Source organism: Paenibacillus agaridevorans, assembly GCF_018604145.1.
In the GTDB taxonomy this organism is placed as follows: domain Bacteria; phylum Bacillota; class Bacilli; order Paenibacillales; family Paenibacillaceae; genus Pristimantibacillus; species Pristimantibacillus agaridevorans.
The window spans coordinates 3,862,852-3,878,004 of sequence record NZ_CP075889.1 but is presented as its reverse complement, the minus strand read 5'-3'; the positions used below and the strand labels follow the sequence as shown (position 1 = coordinate 3,878,004).

Below are 15,153 nucleotides of genomic sequence, written 5' to 3'. Positions count from 1 at the left end.
GAGGGTCCTCCGTCCGTTCCGACAACTATGCGAAGAAGGTATCGATCAGATATGGCACGGATCCAGAGGAAAGAGTATCAGACGATTAGGCTCGGCATGCCCATGACGGCAAGGGTGTGGCGAAATCTGCGCGTCGACGTGGGCGCAACCGTGTTATTCAGCATGTTCAACGTTGTCATGAATCAATTCTACATTGCGTTTGCGCTTCAACAGGGAGCGGATAAATTGCAGGTTGGACTGCTTGCGGCTGCCCCTGCCGTCGGACTCATTTTCTCTCCGTTATGGGCCAGTTGGATCGAAAAAGCGGATAATCCCAAGCCGTTCATCATTATTCCCAACGCCGTCGGGCGCATGCTGCTGCTATTGCCCGCATTCCTTCCCGAACCGGGCATATATGTAGCAGCGGCCATGATGTTCCAACTGTTGATGGGCATTCAGGCGCCGGCTTACGCATCGCTGGTGTCCCGGATGTACCCTAATGAAATTCGGGGACGGCTGATGGGTTATGTACGTGTTTCCATGGGAGTGCTGATGATTCCTCTTGCTTATTTGGTAGGCAGTTGGGCGGAAGCGCATGGACCAACCGGTCCGCTCATAGCCGCCTCTCTTATGGGCGTCCTGTCGATCGGATTGTTTAATACGCTTAAATTATCGAAAAAGCGCATTTCGATCGTTTCAGGCGGGGGGCAAGAGGGAGATGAATTTGCGCAAAAAGCGGATAATCGGAGGAAACGGCCAAGCTTTGACTTCAAGGAGCAGTGGAAGCTTGTCAGGCACAACCGAACGCTAGGCGTCTTCCTGCTGGCAACCACGTTCGCCGGGTTCGGGAACATGTTCGCCATTCCGCTGTATCAGATCATTCAGGTGAACGTGCTGGAGCTGTCCAATATCCAGATCGGATATGCAAGGGTTGCCTATTATACGGCGCTGCTGCTTACATTCTTGATTGCGGGCATGATGATCGACAGATTTCCCATTAAGTATACCCTGATGGTTGGCATCAGCGCTTATGCAATCGTTCCGATGTTATATGGAATATGGGGAACTTATTCCGTAGTATTGGCAGGCAACGCCATACAAGGCATTGGAGACGCCATTTGGGATATTGGCATTCTTGCCTTTGTCTTTCGCCTGGCGCCGGGACGGGAGGCGATGGTATTCGGCATCCATTTGATGTCGTTCGGAATCAGGGGAACGATTGGACCTTTGCTAGGCACGAGCCTCACGTCCGACATATCCATGAGCGCCTTGCTCATTGCGGCTTCGATCTGCGGCTGGATCGGAACTTGGTTGTTTGTGTGGGGCAACCGGGGCAAGACGCATAGTCTCTGATCTAGATGATAACGAGAAAGAGACGAAACGGGCAACGGAGGCCTGTTTCGTCTCTTTCTCGTGGGGCATGTAAACGCCGACGGACATCAGTACAACGATATCGTAAGCGTATCCCGCTCGTACAAGGAATGCAGCGTTGCTTCGCTGCCGATTATTTCGACGCTTATCAGCGAGCTGATACATTTTTTAAGCGCGTTTTTTCCGGTGGTCAGCTTCCTGTTAAGTACAGTAGACAATTTGTCGATTGCTTGCCTATTCGTATCGGTTAAGTAAACGGGTATGGTTTTATTCTGAAATAACAGCATGGTTTTCATTATGGATAACCTCCATCCTATGACGGATATATTAGCCATTAGAGCAAAAGTCGAAATGGCTATCGTTTTTCCTAGTGTAAAGGACAATTCTTAAATGTTTATTAAAAAAAAGTGATGAAATGGTTACAATCTTCTCATAATTCGGTAAATGACCGTAATCAATGTGTTTACAGTATAACGTAATCATTACATTTTGCAATAGGATGGAGGAAAAACATGCATATGTTCTCGACCGGCAGCCATCATACATGGGGAAGAAGCGAGAGAGAAGACAAAATCGCATAAAAATAAGCTAATATGCCAACTGTTTTTTGTTCCATAAGATGTATATAATGATAGAGGTTGTACAAGCACAAAGTTAAGAGATGACAAATCCATATAAAAGGAGAGCGGTATGATGAAACGGATGGGCATTGGCTTGCAAATGTACACGCTGCGTGACGTAACGGCCACAGATTTCGAGGGAACGCTCCGCAAGGTCGCTGCAATGGGATATGAAGGCGTAGAATTCGCCGGCTACGGCGGGATTGAGGCGGAGACTTTGCGTGATCTGCTGCAAGAGCTGAAGCTTACGGCAATCGGAAGCCATATCAGTTTGCAGGCGCTGGATACGAATCTGGAGAATGAAATCGCTTACCTGAAAACGATTGGCGCGAATTACGCAATCTGCCCATGGTTGCCGCTCGAGGAGCGCGACGCCGAGTCTTGGCGGGGCCATCTCGTGAAATTCGAGCAATTCGGCAAACGATTCCGCGAGGAAGGAATTACGTTCGCTTATCATAATCACGATTTCGAATTCGAAGTGGAGATCGACGGCGAGATCGTATTCGACGCCCTTTATGCGCGTATTGCCCCCGAGCACCTGCAAGTAGAGATGGACATTGGCTGGGTACAATATTCCGGCAAGGATCCGCTTGCTTATATTAAGAAGTATACCGACCGTCTGCCGCTTCTTCATCTAAAGGACTTCCGTGCGGGCGAGAAGGGTAAAGGCATCGACACCGTGGAGCTGGGGCGGGGCGATTTGCCGCTTGTGCCGATTATCGGCGCAGCATCAGAAGCCAACGTCGAATGGCTCATCGTCGAACAGGACACTTGCGCGAATCCGCCGCTGGAATCCGTTGCGGAAAGCATGGAGTGGCTGAAAAATAATTATCTGAACCAATTCTAATTAGAAAGCTATTATTAGATCGAGTTCAAAAAGTCCGATTTTCAGTACCGAGAAGGTTGGATGAAGAGTAGGGACTGAGGAGCGGAGCGTAGTGGAGCTACGTGAGCACCGGAAGTGCCGGCTGAATTCAAGATTCGATGTCGACATACTTCTCGAGTTACTTCGTAATCAAAATTGGACTTTTTGAACTACCACTTATAGAAAGCAGGGGAAATCATTGTCTAGAGTTCGAGTAGCCGTCATTGGCTGTGGTTCCATCTCCAAATATCGTCATATTCCCGAATATGCTGCGCACGCCGACGTAGAGCTTGTCGCTTTCGTCGATCCCATTATCGAACGTGCAGAAGAGTACGCAGCCAAACATGGCGGCAAGGCTTTCTCCGATTATGAGACGATGCTGGCCGAAGTAAAGCCGGACGCTGTCAGCGTATGTACGCCTAACGCGTTCCACGCGCCGATGTCGATCGCGGCTGCCAACGCCGGAGCTCACGTGCTTGTGGAAAAGCCGATGGCTGCAACGGACGCCGAAGCGGAAGCGATGATTCAAGCGGCTAAAAGCAATGGCGTCAATCTGATGGTTGGCCACAACCAACGGTTCATGCCTCCGCATGTGAAGGCTAAACAAATTCTTGAATCCGGCATTCTGGGCAAAGTGCTGACGTTCCGTACTTCGTTCGGCCATCCGGGTCCTGACGCTTGGAGCATTGATGGCGCGAGCAGCTGGTTCTTCCGCAAGGATGAAGCGATCATGGGCGCCATGGGCGATCTCGGCGTACACAAATCCGACTTGATCCGTTGGCTGCTAAATGACGAAGTGGCGGAAATCGCGGCTCTCGTAGGCACGCTCGACAAGAAGGGGACGGCAGTCGACGACAACGCTTCATGTGTGCTTCGTATGGAGAGCGGCGTGATCGGCACGCTCGTAGCAAGCTGGACGTATTACAGAGGCGAAGACAACAGCACGATCCTCTGGTGCGAGAACGGCGTTATGAAAATCGGTACGCATCCGGACGATCAAGTTATCGTTGAGCTGCGCAACGGTTCAGTCGAGAAACATAAAGTAGGCGCTATCTCTACGAACGACAAACAAGAGTCAAGCGGTGTTGTAGATGCGTTCCTGACGAGCATTCTGACGAAATCGACGCCTGCTGTTTCCGGAGAAGACGGACGCAAATCGCTTAAGGTAATCCTGTGCGCGTTCGAATCCCAAGCAACGGGTCAATTCATTAAAGTAAACAACTAGTTTTCGGTATAGCTGAAGATCTCCGCATGTCCTCCGTGGCATGTTTCGGGGGTCTTCTTTTTTTGTGTTTAAAGCACAAATACGAGATTTGTTGCGCAATGAGTAGATTCTAATAAAGCAGGCGGGACAATGGATTGCTCCCTTTTTTGTGTCGAATGGCAATTATTGTGTCATGAAGTGGCTATCCCCTCATGCTAAGATAAGGGACGTCGGAAGGATATCCGAACAATTCTAGCAGAATTAGGAGGAATTGATTTATGAGAAAGCAATCCATTCGGATCGGGGTAGCAAGCCTGTTGGCGGCTACGATGATCGGTACAGGTTTTGCCGTGCCGAAGGCGGACGCTGCAGCCGGAGATAACGGTTTCAAGATGCAATTGAACTACATCAATTACACACTAATTAACGATATAGCGTCCAAATATGGCATCGACCTTAACAAAATCAACTTTTCGTACAATGGGATCGTCATTAAGTGGCCAGGTGATGTAACGAAACCGACTCCGGCTCCAACGGCTAATCCGACTACCGCGCCAAAGCCGACCGTAACGCCGGCTCCTACAGCTAAGCCGACTCCTGCTCCGACCGTTGCTCCTACGAAAGCGCCGACGAAGACGCCTGCACCTACGGTGAAGCCGACTCCAGCGCCGACAACCGGCACAGGAATGGGAGAGTTTCAAACGCAGGTTGTCACATTAGTCAACCAGGAGCGTGCCAAGGTTGGTCTTAAAGCATTACAGACTGACGCTTTGTTGAACAAAGTAGCAACGGAGAAGGCAAGAGACATGGACGTAAATAACTACTTCAGCCATACTTCGCCGACTTACGGCTCGCCATTCGACATGATGAGATCCTTTGGCGTCACTTACAGATCCGCGGGCGAGAACATTGCTTCCGGTCAGCCAACTCCGGCACGGGTTATGCAGGACTGGATGAACAGCCCTGGTCATAGAGCTAATATCCTGAATGCGAGCTTTACGAAGATTGGCGTGGGATATGTAAATGGTGAATGGGTACAAATGTTTACTGGCTAGTCTTTAAGTTTCGTATTTCGTGATGTGATTCCATGCGGCTTGAGGGAGAGAATGGCCATTGATAGCGGCCTCTCTCCGTCGGCGGCAAATCATTTTTTGGAGGTACAACGTTTTGAACAAATGGATGTTGACTACTTTGACTACTGTTGCATTGACTTGTGCTACAACCCTATTCGCAGGCAACGCGCAAGCTGCGGAACAAACACATAAGATTGAACCCAATGATACATTTTGGCAAATTTCGTTACAATACAAAGTGCCTCTTAAGAAACTAATGAGTGCAAACGATACTATGGTTGCGGATCAGCTGCAAATCGGATCCGAGATGGTCATTCCCGGTCAGGACATTGTTGCCTTAAGCAAAGAGGCCGCTCCCGTACCTGCTCAAAAGGAAGCAGCGCCTGCTGCGATGACGGTAACAACGCCCGGAGGCACGAAGCATAGCTACAAAAAAGAACTGCAGGTAAAGGCGACGGCTTATACGGCGGCGGCATCGGAAAATGGCAAATGGGGCGCGGTGGATTACTTTGGCAATAATCTCAAGGTTGGCACAATTGCCGTTGACCCTAAAATGATTCCGCTTGGAACGAAATTGTTCGTAAAAGGGTACAGCTACAATGGCTTGCCAGCAGGCGGCATGATCGCTACCGCAACGGATATAGGGGGTTCCATCAAGGGCAACCGGATCGATATCTTTGTTCCCGGAACGACTCAGCAAGCCAAAAAGTTCGGATTCCAAGATGTAACGGTATATATCCTGCAATAATGAATGAGCGCTCCTTTGACGGAGCGCTTTTGTTTTTGACGGGAAATCCGGAATTAACGATATGCCCGCTTGCCTAAAAGCTCGGGCAACGTCACGATTTCATACCCTTTGCCTTGCAGGGATTCGATCAGAACAGGCAGTGCATGGATTGTTCCATCCAAGCTTTGTCCTTCTCCCCCGCCTGCATGTTGTAGAATAATCGAACCGGGCTGCAACGTTTTGCGGATATTTGCAAGCACCCTTGCGCTGGAAGGATTCCGTCTCCAATCCTCGGAATCGACATCCCAGTTCACGATTGTATAACCGGAGCCTTTACTCCAACGAATCTGCTGCGGGAGCAGCTCGCCGTAAGGCGGGCGGATCAAGAGCGGCGTTACGCCGGCGATCCGTTTAATGACGCCATCCGTCTGCCAGATTTGATGCTGGACTTTGCTCAGCGGCAGCTTGGAGAAGACGGGATGATTGTAGGAGTGATTGCCGATGATATGGCCTTCGCTAATAATTCTACGGACCAAATCCGGATGTTTGGATGCCCTCTCTCCTACAACAAAGAAGGTGGCGCAAATCCGATAGCGGGACAACACATCCAAAATCTGAGGCGTGACCCGTGGATCTGGCGCATCGTCGAACGTCAGCGCTACACGTTTGAGATTGCGTGGACCGTTTAACAAAAAGGCATTCGGGTACTGCTTATGCAAGGAGACCCATGACATATCCACTTTTTGGGCTGCAGGCCGTCTACGTTGCCTTTGTTTTTGCTTCTGTCCCCGCTTCTGCTGCGGTCTGCTCTTTTGCTTCGCTTTTACTGCAGCGTTTTGTTTGCTTTGTTGTTGTGGCGCAGCTTCGGCAGCTGACCTGGAAGGTACGGCTGAAAATAGGAGCGCGGTGATTGTTGCGGCTGCGACTGCGAGTTTCCCATATTTGATAATCAATCAGGTTCATCCGTTCTTCTGTAATGTTTGCAGCTTGTTGGCATGGTGTATGGGGTAGGTTCCCCGCAGGTCGGTTCCTTCATACGTCACGCAAGCGATTATCTGGCAAAAGAAAAAGCACCCGGTCTGGGTGCTGAGTAGGATAAGCAAGCTGTATTATTTCATCTTGAATACTTGAATCGTGCGCTGCAGCTGTGTCGCCATGGACAACATGCGTTCGGTCTCTTGTACGACGGCTTGAACGGATGCGATCTGCTCGTTCATGGAGGCGGATACTTGTTCTGTGCCGGCAGCGGACTGCTGAGTAATCGCCGAGATGTTCTGGATCGCTCCGGAGATTTGGCGAGCGCTCTCCAGCATGGCATCGCTCTCTTGCGAGAACGCGTAAATTTGATTCGTAATAAATTGAATGCTTTGCTCGATCTCCTGGAATATCTGTTCGGACTGGCGAATGTGCTCGCTCTGCAGCTTAACGACATCTTCGTTAACCTTCATATTGTTGATCGCGAGTCGAATGCCTTCATCAATGCTCTTTACGAGCGTGAATACCTGCTTTGTCGAAGACGTTGATTCCTCGGCCAACTTGCGAACCTCTTGAGCTACAACAGCAAAGCCGCGGCCATGCTCGCCTGCTCGTGCCGCTTCGATGGAAGCGTTTAGGGACAGCAGATTGGTTTGTTCGGCGATATCGGAGATCGTAGTCGTAATGGCGGATATGCCTTGCGCCTTGCGAGCAAGTTCTTCAATCGTAGCGGATACTTGCGCAGTGGCGTCAATGTTGCGCTGCATGCCTTCCGCTTGAATCTCCAATGCTTCCCTGCCTCGTCCCACGATGGCGATCGTTTGATCGGAGCGCGCATTCATTTCTTTGGTGGAATGGGCGTAGGCTCCAACCTTTTCCTCGATCTCGTTAATGGAATTGCTCATATCTGAGACGTCCTCGGAAATTTCGTTCGCTCCTGTAGCGAGCTCCCCTGCAGATGCGGCAACTTGTTCCATGGCGGTCTGAATGCTGTTGTTTTTATCGAATATGCCACGACTTGTTTCGGCTACGTGACGAATGATGTTGGAAGTCTCTGTAAGAATATCGCGAAGCTTGTCAACCATGCTGTTAAAGGAGTGGCCCAGTTCTCCAGCTCCGGAGTTGGCTGACATATCGATCTTTTGGGTGAAATCTCCTTTTGCAATCCGATAAGCCGCGCCGGAGATCTCGTCGTAAGATCCCGTTATGGCCTTGTCCACGAATACAATGGTTGGATATGCGGCAATTGCAAGCACGATTGAAATCAGGATCATGGCAAGCAGCGGGCCGCTTGCGAGCGCTGTCGTAAGAATCGCAATAATGGCAAATAGCGCTAAATTGAAATACGTCGTTATTACTAGTTTATTGCGCACCGAAAGCGAGTAGTACCATTGGATCATTATGTAAGCGCTCCTTTTATTAGAATAACCACATTATAACATTGGACCCGAATTTGGTCTATAATTGTCGACCTAATAAATGAAATGCAATTATGATACTTTATACTCAGCTATGTAGGACATTCAGCGCAATTGAAATTTCGGAAATTACCAAGTATTTTTTCGGTGATGAAAATAATGGACAATGTTACCATTAATGACAATTCGATGTTTGATTTCGTCAGATGGTGTCGAAGCAGCAGGTGAGAATGTCGAAACACTAAAGGAGGTTATCGAGTATGGAAATGGTATCTTTGGCAAGACAAGTAGACTTCGTATTCAGGCAGTTGGAGGGTGAGCTGACGAATGCGGCAGCCGGTACCGTGCAGATCTGCATTCGCAATAATGCAGTGGGAAAGTTCGGGATGAAACATCATCCTATCGAAAGCAGGGACGGCAAGCTTGAAGGCAAGGACAGGGGATTAACGCAGGAGCAGGTACAAGCATTCCGTCAGCTGGCAATCGAAGCATTGAAATACAGGAGGGATTGGACGCATGGCGAAATTTTATATGATTTTGCAGTGAAACCCAGCAGCAATACGTGGTCGGCAAGCGTCTTGTACGAATCTAATTACAATATGGCTGCATGGAACAGCCGCTACACCCCTCAAAGATTGGCTTGACGGTATCTTTTGGAGGGAATCCGAGTAGGACGGCTGGCCTAACATCATTGAACCCTGCGGGCGGAAGTAATCGCAAGGTTGCGATGCGGAACCAGCCGTCGCTGAAGCGATGTTCCCTTAGAATCCGAATTCCAGATCGGGATACACATATGGAGAAGCAGGAGCCGGAATCCGTTCGATTTTGGTCAATTCAACCGTAAGTATCTCCTTTCCCATATAATTCGAGATAGCTAGCTTTCCCGTACCCTTGACCCAGTCGTCTTCGGCGTACTTGTTAGCCTTAGGCCATGTCGTCATCAGACCGTAAGGAAGCGCGTCGGCTGAGCAGCAATTCATGGCGAACCGGCTGATCGCCATTCGATCTTCTCCCATTTCTTCCTCGCGATAGATGAAGCCGCTTATTTCGATTTCTTTGCCCATAAACGCGTCGCGATACAAATCAAGCGCGGTCAACGTTTCGATGAATCGGCTCTCCGGGACCACGATGAGGGGCTGTTCGTACAGCTGCTTGGCGAGCCTGGCGTGATCGACCGTATATTCGTCATAGGGGAACAGTTCGTTCAGGATATTGTCGTTAATATTGCCTGAGCTGCCTTTCGTTGACAACGAAACGGGATCCGAGCTTGTCTCTGTCGCAGACCGCGATATCATTTCGTTGCCCGTGAAGCTCATCCCCTTCTTCGCGGCCAGTGCGCTGCCCAAAGTACCGGTGGGGGTCAGGAAGCCAAGAGCCAAAGGAAGGATAAAGAGACTGTAAACGAAGATGTTTTTTGTCCTCGACGAAGAATGTTGATGATCGCAATCGCAATCCGCGGCATGCGATTTTCTGCGCGCTTTAAGCGCTGCGTACAGCTGATAGATGGCGGCCGCATATAATCCTATTGCGGACAACTTCACGAGCAGCTCCATTTTCGGAGCGATAAACAGCGTCATGTCGCCCGTGCGGAACAAATAGACGATTAACATGGCGAAGCCGGCAAGAAGCAGGAAGCGGATAAGATGCTGGGTCGTCGTCATAGAATCACCTCGGCTATGATAGTTGCGGCTACGGTCAGTACAGCGGTAAGCGCTATAAGCAAGGCGACGATCCGGAGCTTGAAAGTGGACATCAGCATTAGCGTATTTTTGAAATCGACCATGGGACCGAATACCAGGAAGGCCAGAAGCGGTCCCGGCTGGAAGATGCCGTTGAACGAAGCAGCGATAAAGGCGTCTGATGTAGAGCAAATGGAAAGAATAAATGCAAAAGCCATCATGAACGGATAAGCAAACATGGGCTCGCCCGCGAAGCCGACCAATACGTCTCTGCCTACGACCGTCTGAATCACGGCTGTTAGCAACGCGCCGATAAGCAGGTACTGTCCCATCTCAAAAAATTCTTCGGAAGCATGCGACATCGTCGAGGAAATTCTGCTTCTGATCCGCCCCTTCTTAATGCCGATGGTGTTATGCGGATGGGAATTAGGCTGAACATGATCATGCGCATGAACGCTAACATCATGATGAAAGTGGGCGACGCCTTTAGCCGCATGTCTGCCATCCGTCCGCAATGGGCTTTGTTTCATAAACCTGGACAGCAGCAGACCAATCAAAACAGCGATGACAAACGCCGCGATCATGCGGGCGTATGCGATCTCCGGGCTTGTACGAAACGCCATGAAGGTAGACGAGAATACGATGGGATTTACGATGGGTCCCGCAAGCAGATATACGATTCCTATATAAGCCGGCATCCCCTTGCGAATCAATCGTCTGACGACAGGGATCATCCCGCATTCGCATAAGGGAAAGAAAATACCCAACAGTCCTCCGACCAGGACGCCGGCAACGGGGTTGCGAGGCATAATACGGCGAATCATCTCATCCGTAACGAATACTTGTAGCAGCGCGGAGAACAAGATACCGAGCAAGATGAACGGGAATGCTTCCAAAATAATGCTGATAAATAAAATTTTGAAGGATTGAAAATTGGCAGGATTCAATATGACGTCCCAAGCAACGGTCGGCAGCTCGCGATTCGTCGCAATTAGGAAAATCATGATCAAACAGCCGATTGCCAGAGCAGGCGTGCCTATCCGGAATAATGTGGTTCGCATATGTACATCCTTCCTCTTCGCGACTAATTAGTAATGATTACGATATGAAATGATACTCATACTATAACCTATGCGAAAAAGTCTGTCGATAGGACAACCATTCGGAAGAAAAAATGGAGAAGGCTTATTCCCCGTTACGGGCCTTCTCCGCCTTGCGTCGAAGCTTTGCCTTTACGATAAAGCCTGCCCCCATGCTAAAGAGCGACAGCATGCCGAACAACAGGACGAACCAACCGTTATAACTGATGGATATCGCCGTCGCGCTCATGAACAAAATGGACAATACGGCAAAAAACATGGACAATGTTTTGGACATAATAGAAACTCTCCTTGACGCTTTGAAACAGCGTGAAATATTTTTTAAGCTTGCAGCATAGTTTGCGGAGATGTGCACATAATAAGTTTGCAAGCTTGCAACACACAAACAAGTGCAGAGGACGAAAGGAGAATACCTGATGTCACGTAGCAACCAACTTATTGTCCCACAAGCATCGCAAGCACTGGAGCAATTAAAACTTGAGGCAGCACAGGAATTGGGCGTTCAAATTCCGGCAGATGGCTATTATGGTAATGTAACCAGCCGCGATGCAGGTTCGCTTGGCGGTTATATCACGAAGAAGCTTGTCCAAATCGCCGAGCAACAATTGTCCGGTGGAAACCGTTAAGCGATTATTATACACAAGCGATCGTCAGAGACCCAAGGGAAACCTTGGGTTTTTTTATTTGTGGATTTTTCCGTTAGGATTAAAAAATCTAACAGACACCAGCGACGCTATTTCCGATTATAACCATAAACAAAATCTAACGGACAGGAAAAACACTATTGGGTCGTATTGAAGCCAAATGGTGCTTTGGAGGTGTCAATAAGGTCGTGTTTGTCCGTTAGATTTTCTAAAACCTAAAAAAACGAAGAATAGCGTCATTCATGTCCGATAGGCGGAAGTGACTTGGAAAGCCCCCAAATAAAAGCCCCTTACCATTGTGGGGGAAGGGGCATGCTTAAGTCAATCACCCGTCTTCGCTCTTGCCGAAGACGTAAGACGTAAGTCGTTAATACATTAATACGTATCCATGAGCAGCCGCTTCATCAACCGTTCGTCGCTCAGCCAGCCCACATAAGAGCCTACTGTCTCGTATTGCTTGTTCATAAGAAGTACGGCGACGAAAGGATATTGCTTGCGGTGACGGTACCTGACATCGCACCATCGGACTTCATATCCCCAGGAGTGCTCTTTGACATCGGCGCATGCAAAGCTTGTAAAGTAAAGGAAAGAACGGATGGCCGCATCGTTCTTGGACTTCTCGACTGCAGGATGGCTGGAGCACCGGACCTTGTCGACCCAACTAAGCTTGCTCCCCCTTAAATTGCCGACGTAGAACGTGCCGTCTTCGCTATGCTTGACGATATTCCAGATTGACATCGAGATGGTCGGAATAGCGAAATACGAATCGTTGGGCCGATGGCTCGCATCAAGCGTTCGAAGTCTGCGGACCGTTGCTTTAGCAGCTAACGTCCGCCAGACGTAGTAACCGGCAAGGAACAGGTACATGACCGGAAACAGAATAGCGGGATTTACGAGACCCGTTGCCCACAGTAAAATGGCTATCAGGTGGGCCGAAAAAATGAGCGGGTCAAAAATATGGATAATGTTCCAGGAAATCCATTTCTCATTGAATGGACGCATGGCTTGGGTGCCGTACGCATTAAACAAATCGGTGAATACATGAAGAACGACCGACAGCAGTACCCATCCTCCGACGTGCAGCCAAGGCAGGCTCCCTCTGTAAAACAGCTGAAGAATGAGGGTGATCGCTGCCGACCATATCAGAATGGCCGGAATGGAGTGCGAAAGTCCCCGATGGTTGCGAATGTAGCATGCGTTCCCCTTGAGTCTGAGCAGATTGTCGAGATCGGGAGCTTGGGAGCCCGCGACCGTGCCGAGCAGCACGGCAGTGTGAACGACTGGACTTGCGGCGACAACGGGATCAACCGCGGCGAGACCGGCCAAGCCGATACCCATTACCAAATGTGTTCCTGTATCCATTGGCGGTATGCCAACCTCCTTCATGATGTGCGATTAAGCATAGTATCGCCCGAAGTGGGACAACTTTATCACAATCGAAAGGAGACTTGCGCCAGATGTTTATTACTTTCGCGGAATATCGGATCAGCCCTGGATTTCAGGAGCAATATGAGGCGGCAACGAAATTATTATTAAAGGAGACGGAGGGCGTCGAGCTGTACGAGGGGACGGATCAGCCGGGCTTGTTCGTCGAAATCTGGAGAGCAGCCGATGTCGCACAGGCGGAGCGAATCAAAAAAGAACGCTGCAGCGAGCGTTCTTCTTGGGCTGTATTGACACCGATGATACTTGGCGGTTCAGCCAAACTTCATGTATGGACGTTCAAGCCTGCTCATTCGCCTTCTTAAGACATCGCGCAACGCCGTCCAGGGGTGACGAACCATGCGAATGACAGTTGGTTTAGAGAGCTGGATAGATAAGGGTTATTGTCCGTTCATGCCGGTTGCGTCCGTTAGCGGAGTGCTGGGTGTTACAACAGAACCATGGAACGGGTATTCGTAGTTGATTGGACCGTCGAACGTGACGTAATCCAGGTTAAGCATGAGAAGCAGGTAACGCATACCTGTTGAAGGATCGCTGATAATAATATGATCGCGTCCGGCAGCTTCGATAATGCCTTTAAATATCTTGGCATTCCATTCGGAATTGTTCTCGTAAGTCATGTAGAACGTCGCGAGCTTGCCGCGATTCAAGCGAAGTATGTTTTCGACATAGGATTCTTCCATAGCCGGCAAAGTAACCATGTTGCCGCCGCCTGGCGCAATAAACGATCCGCTGGGAACGGAGCTGGGAGGCATCATGGCGCTGGTTGGCATCATCGTTCCCTGGGACATGCCGTAAGGCGTTTGTTGTATACCACGGTTCACGTATCCGTAACCATAACCGTATGGCTGATAACCATATGGAGCTGACGTCAAGCCGATGCTGGCGTCAGAGGTGCTCACTTGTTGCTTGTATCCGAACGTACTCATTTCTAATCGTCCTCGCTTTCATGCGTGTTCATGCTGATTGGGGTTTGGTTTGGAGTAGGCGTTACACTACATGGTTAATGTATGGGAGGATGGGCGGATTGGTGACAAAATCGAATTTGGTTGGAATTGTCATCCAAGTGTCGAATTCATGAATAAAGATGGCGAACATTGTCACCGCCCATATTTTTCGGTATGATTAGAAACGGTGCATTAATGATAGAGAGACGCTGCAGGCGTCTTGTCGTAAAACTCGGGAGGCTAGCTTCTGTGCTTAAGGATTTGATTGCTTTAACGAAACCCCGGCTTCTCCGGTTAAATATGTTCGCTGCGATTGGCGGATTCTGGGTAGCTTCCAAATGGGATCTCGACATCCTGCCCATGTTATGGATGTTGGTCGGCTCGACGCTGACAATGGCTTCGGCGACGGTCGTAAACAATTATTGGGATCGCGAGCTGGATCAAAAGATGGAGCGCACGCGCAATCGTACGTTACCCATGGGCCGAATGTCGCCAACGGCCGTACTTTCTTACGGCATTATACTTGGCATCGCGGGGCTCGCCACTCTATTCGCATTGGGTGTATTAACCGGTCTGCTGGGATTGCTGGGCTGGTTTGTATATATTGTCATCTATACAATGTGGCTAAAGCGAAGCTCGACGTGGAGCACATCGATCGGCGGAGTCTCCGGAGCAATGCCCCCCGTTATCGGGTATTGCGCGGTAACAAATGAATTGGATGCAGGGGCGTGGCTGCTGTTCGCCCTGTTGTTCCTGTGGCAGCCGGCGCATTTCTGGTCGCTTGCGATTCGTAGGGTCGAAGAATATCGGGAAGCGGGCTTCCCGCTGTTGCCGGTAGTCAAAGGCATCAAGAGGACAAAGCTCCAGATGATTCCTTACGTGCTGCTTCTGCTGCCAACTGTTGTATTGTTATACACGTATGGATACGCCGGCATTTATTTCTTGATTATTTCCGCGGCGCTGAGCGTCGTATGGCTTGTACATACCATCAGCGGACTGATGACAAAGGATACGGAGAAGTGGGCTAAGATCAATTTCTTGATCTCGGTCAATTATTTGATGATCGTCTTTGTGGCGATGATTGCGAATACGGTGAAGTAACTTAAGG

General features: G+C 49.6%; 18 protein-coding genes. 9 read left to right on the top strand and 9 right to left on the bottom strand.

The genetic code is table 11. The features are described from left to right. Window positions 1-51: 51 nt before the first annotated feature. Entirely contained in the window at window positions 52-1,332 is a 1,281-nt protein-coding gene (locus KJW29_RS16375) for an MFS transporter (RefSeq protein ID WP_214630575.1), read from the top strand. 86 nt (window positions 1,333-1,418) lie between these two features. On the opposite strand, the gene KJW29_RS16370 is transcribed toward KJW29_RS16375, so the two are convergent. After that, a complete protein-coding gene (locus KJW29_RS16370; RefSeq protein ID WP_087570519.1) occupies window positions 1,419-1,646 on the bottom strand; it encodes a 3-dehydroquinate dehydratase in 228 nt (75 codons plus the stop codon). A gap of 397 nt (window positions 1,647-2,043) precedes the next feature. On the opposite strand from KJW29_RS16370, the gene KJW29_RS16365 reads away from it, so the two are divergent. The 4 genes from KJW29_RS16365 to KJW29_RS16350 all read left to right on the top strand — a co-directional run bounded on the left by KJW29_RS16365 (window position 2,044) and on the right by KJW29_RS16350 (window position 5,860). Then, complete coding sequence (locus KJW29_RS16365) at window positions 2,044-2,817, top strand: sugar phosphate isomerase/epimerase family protein (protein ID WP_214631168.1); 774 nt, start codon at window positions 2,044-2,046, stop codon at window positions 2,815-2,817. 217 nt (window positions 2,818-3,034) lie between these two features. Then, window positions 3,035-4,060 (top strand): Gfo/Idh/MocA family protein, encoded by a 1,026-nt coding sequence (locus KJW29_RS16360; RefSeq protein WP_214630574.1) that lies wholly within the window; start codon window positions 3,035-3,037, stop codon window positions 4,058-4,060. A 257-nt stretch (window positions 4,061-4,317) separates the two neighbouring features. Then, window positions 4,318-5,094 carry a CAP domain-containing protein gene (locus KJW29_RS16355; RefSeq protein WP_087570522.1) on the top strand — a complete coding sequence of 259 codons (777 nt, stop codon included), beginning with the start codon at window positions 4,318-4,320 and terminating at the stop codon, window positions 5,092-5,094. Between the two features lie 112 nt (window positions 5,095-5,206). Beyond that, on the top strand, window positions 5,207-5,860 hold the full coding sequence (locus tag KJW29_RS16350) for a 3D domain-containing protein (RefSeq protein ID WP_246608743.1): 654 nt from the start codon (window positions 5,207-5,209) through the stop codon (window positions 5,858-5,860). Window positions 5,861-5,913: 53 nt separating this feature from the next. Here KJW29_RS16350 and KJW29_RS16345 read toward each other — a convergent pair whose 3' ends face one another. From KJW29_RS16345 to KJW29_RS16335, 3 genes are all read right to left on the bottom strand, one after another. Continuing rightward, a complete protein-coding gene (locus tag KJW29_RS16345) occupies window positions 5,914-6,573 on the bottom strand; it encodes a polysaccharide deacetylase family protein (protein WP_108994594.1) in 660 nt (219 codons plus the stop codon). Window positions 6,574-6,598: 25 nt separating this feature from the next. Beyond that, a complete protein-coding gene (locus tag KJW29_RS16340; RefSeq protein ID WP_214630573.1) occupies window positions 6,599-6,802 on the bottom strand; it encodes a hypothetical protein in 204 nt (67 codons plus the stop codon). A gap of 146 nt (window positions 6,803-6,948) precedes the next feature. Then, entirely contained in the window at window positions 6,949-8,211 is a 1,263-nt protein-coding gene (locus KJW29_RS16335) for a methyl-accepting chemotaxis protein (protein ID WP_246608851.1), read from the bottom strand. A gap of 281 nt (window positions 8,212-8,492) precedes the next feature. Here KJW29_RS16335 and KJW29_RS16330 point away from each other — a divergent pair, with 281 nt between their 5' ends. Next, complete coding sequence (locus KJW29_RS16330; protein WP_087570524.1) at window positions 8,493-8,876, top strand: O-methyltransferase; 384 nt, start codon at window positions 8,493-8,495, stop codon at window positions 8,874-8,876. Between the two features lie 117 nt (window positions 8,877-8,993). Here the strand turns inward: KJW29_RS16330 and KJW29_RS16325 are convergent, their stop codons facing one another. The 3 genes from KJW29_RS16325 to KJW29_RS16315 all read right to left on the bottom strand — a co-directional run bounded on the left by KJW29_RS16325 (window position 8,994) and on the right by KJW29_RS16315 (window position 11,288). Next, the gene (locus KJW29_RS16325; RefSeq protein ID WP_214630572.1) at window positions 8,994-9,893 is read right to left on the bottom strand and encodes a TIGR03943 family putative permease subunit; all 900 of its coding nucleotides are present in this window, start codon (window positions 9,891-9,893) and stop codon (window positions 8,994-8,996) included. Beyond that, window positions 9,890-10,972, bottom strand: a complete 1,083-nt coding sequence (locus KJW29_RS16320; RefSeq protein WP_214630571.1) for a permease — start codon at window positions 10,970-10,972, stop codon at window positions 9,890-9,892. Before KJW29_RS16320 ends, KJW29_RS16325 begins: the two co-directional genes overlap by 4 nt. Window positions 10,973-11,096: 124 nt before the next feature. After that, a complete protein-coding gene (locus KJW29_RS16315; protein ID WP_214630570.1) occupies window positions 11,097-11,288 on the bottom strand; it encodes a DUF5325 family protein in 192 nt (63 codons plus the stop codon). Between the two features lie 139 nt (window positions 11,289-11,427). On the opposite strand from KJW29_RS16315, the gene KJW29_RS16310 reads away from it, so the two are divergent. Continuing rightward, window positions 11,428-11,637, top strand: coding sequence for an alpha/beta-type small acid-soluble spore protein (locus KJW29_RS16310; RefSeq protein WP_087570528.1), 210 nt, complete (start codon window positions 11,428-11,430; stop codon window positions 11,635-11,637). Window positions 11,638-12,030: 393 nt separating this feature from the next. Here KJW29_RS16310 and KJW29_RS16305 read toward each other — a convergent pair whose 3' ends face one another. Further along, complete coding sequence (locus KJW29_RS16305) at window positions 12,031-13,017, bottom strand: metal-dependent hydrolase (protein ID WP_214630569.1); 987 nt, start codon at window positions 13,015-13,017, stop codon at window positions 12,031-12,033. Between the two features lie 95 nt (window positions 13,018-13,112). On the opposite strand from KJW29_RS16305, the gene KJW29_RS16300 reads away from it, so the two are divergent. Further along, window positions 13,113-13,403, top strand: a complete 291-nt coding sequence (locus KJW29_RS16300) for a hypothetical protein (protein WP_214630568.1) — start codon at window positions 13,113-13,115, stop codon at window positions 13,401-13,403. A 75-nt stretch (window positions 13,404-13,478) separates the two neighbouring features. On the opposite strand, the gene gerQ is transcribed toward KJW29_RS16300, so the two are convergent. After that, complete coding sequence (gene gerQ, locus KJW29_RS16295) at window positions 13,479-14,027, bottom strand: spore coat protein GerQ (protein WP_214630567.1); 549 nt, start codon at window positions 14,025-14,027, stop codon at window positions 13,479-13,481. A 213-nt stretch (window positions 14,028-14,240) separates the two neighbouring features. Between gerQ and cyoE the strand changes: the two genes are divergently transcribed. Beyond that, window positions 14,241-15,146, top strand: a complete 906-nt coding sequence (gene cyoE, locus KJW29_RS16290) for a heme o synthase (RefSeq protein ID WP_214630566.1) — start codon at window positions 14,241-14,243, stop codon at window positions 15,144-15,146. Window positions 15,147-15,153 lie beyond the last annotated feature (7 nt).

What these genes read in the sequence shown, in the direction of transcription:
- KJW29_RS16375 (WP_214630575.1), top strand. Translation starts at nt 52, where the DNA reads ATGGCACGGATCCAGAGGAAAGAGTATCAGACGATTAGGCTCGGCATG.
- KJW29_RS16370 (WP_087570519.1), bottom strand. Translation starts at nt 1,646, where the DNA reads ATGAAAACCATGCTGTTATTTCAGAATAAAACCATACCCGTTTACTTA.
- KJW29_RS16365 (WP_214631168.1), top strand. Translation starts at nt 2,044, where the DNA reads ATGAAACGGATGGGCATTGGCTTGCAAATGTACACGCTGCGTGACGTA.
- KJW29_RS16355 (WP_087570522.1), top strand. Translation starts at nt 4,318, where the DNA reads ATGAGAAAGCAATCCATTCGGATCGGGGTAGCAAGCCTGTTGGCGGCT.
- KJW29_RS16345 (WP_108994594.1), bottom strand. Translation starts at nt 6,573, where the DNA reads ATGTCATGGGTCTCCTTGCATAAGCAGTACCCGAATGCCTTTTTGTTA.
- KJW29_RS16340 (WP_214630573.1), bottom strand. Translation starts at nt 6,802, where the DNA reads ATGAACCTGATTGATTATCAAATATGGGAAACTCGCAGTCGCAGCCGC.
- KJW29_RS16330 (WP_087570524.1), top strand. Translation starts at nt 8,493, where the DNA reads ATGGAAATGGTATCTTTGGCAAGACAAGTAGACTTCGTATTCAGGCAG.
- KJW29_RS16325 (WP_214630572.1), bottom strand. Translation starts at nt 9,893, where the DNA reads ATGACGACGACCCAGCATCTTATCCGCTTCCTGCTTCTTGCCGGCTTC.
- KJW29_RS16320 (WP_214630571.1), bottom strand. Translation starts at nt 10,972, where the DNA reads ATGCGAACCACATTATTCCGGATAGGCACGCCTGCTCTGGCAATCGGC.
- KJW29_RS16315 (WP_214630570.1), bottom strand. Translation starts at nt 11,288, where the DNA reads ATGTCCAAAACATTGTCCATGTTTTTTGCCGTATTGTCCATTTTGTTC.
- KJW29_RS16310 (WP_087570528.1), top strand. Translation starts at nt 11,428, where the DNA reads ATGTCACGTAGCAACCAACTTATTGTCCCACAAGCATCGCAAGCACTG.
- KJW29_RS16305 (WP_214630569.1), bottom strand. Translation starts at nt 13,017, where the DNA reads ATGGATACAGGAACACATTTGGTAATGGGTATCGGCTTGGCCGGTCTC.
- KJW29_RS16300 (WP_214630568.1), top strand. Translation starts at nt 13,113, where the DNA reads ATGTTTATTACTTTCGCGGAATATCGGATCAGCCCTGGATTTCAGGAG.
- gerQ (WP_214630567.1), bottom strand. Translation starts at nt 14,027, where the DNA reads ATGAGTACGTTCGGATACAAGCAACAAGTGAGCACCTCTGACGCCAGC.
- cyoE (WP_214630566.1), top strand. Translation starts at nt 14,241, where the DNA reads ATGATAGAGAGACGCTGCAGGCGTCTTGTCGTAAAACTCGGGAGGCTA.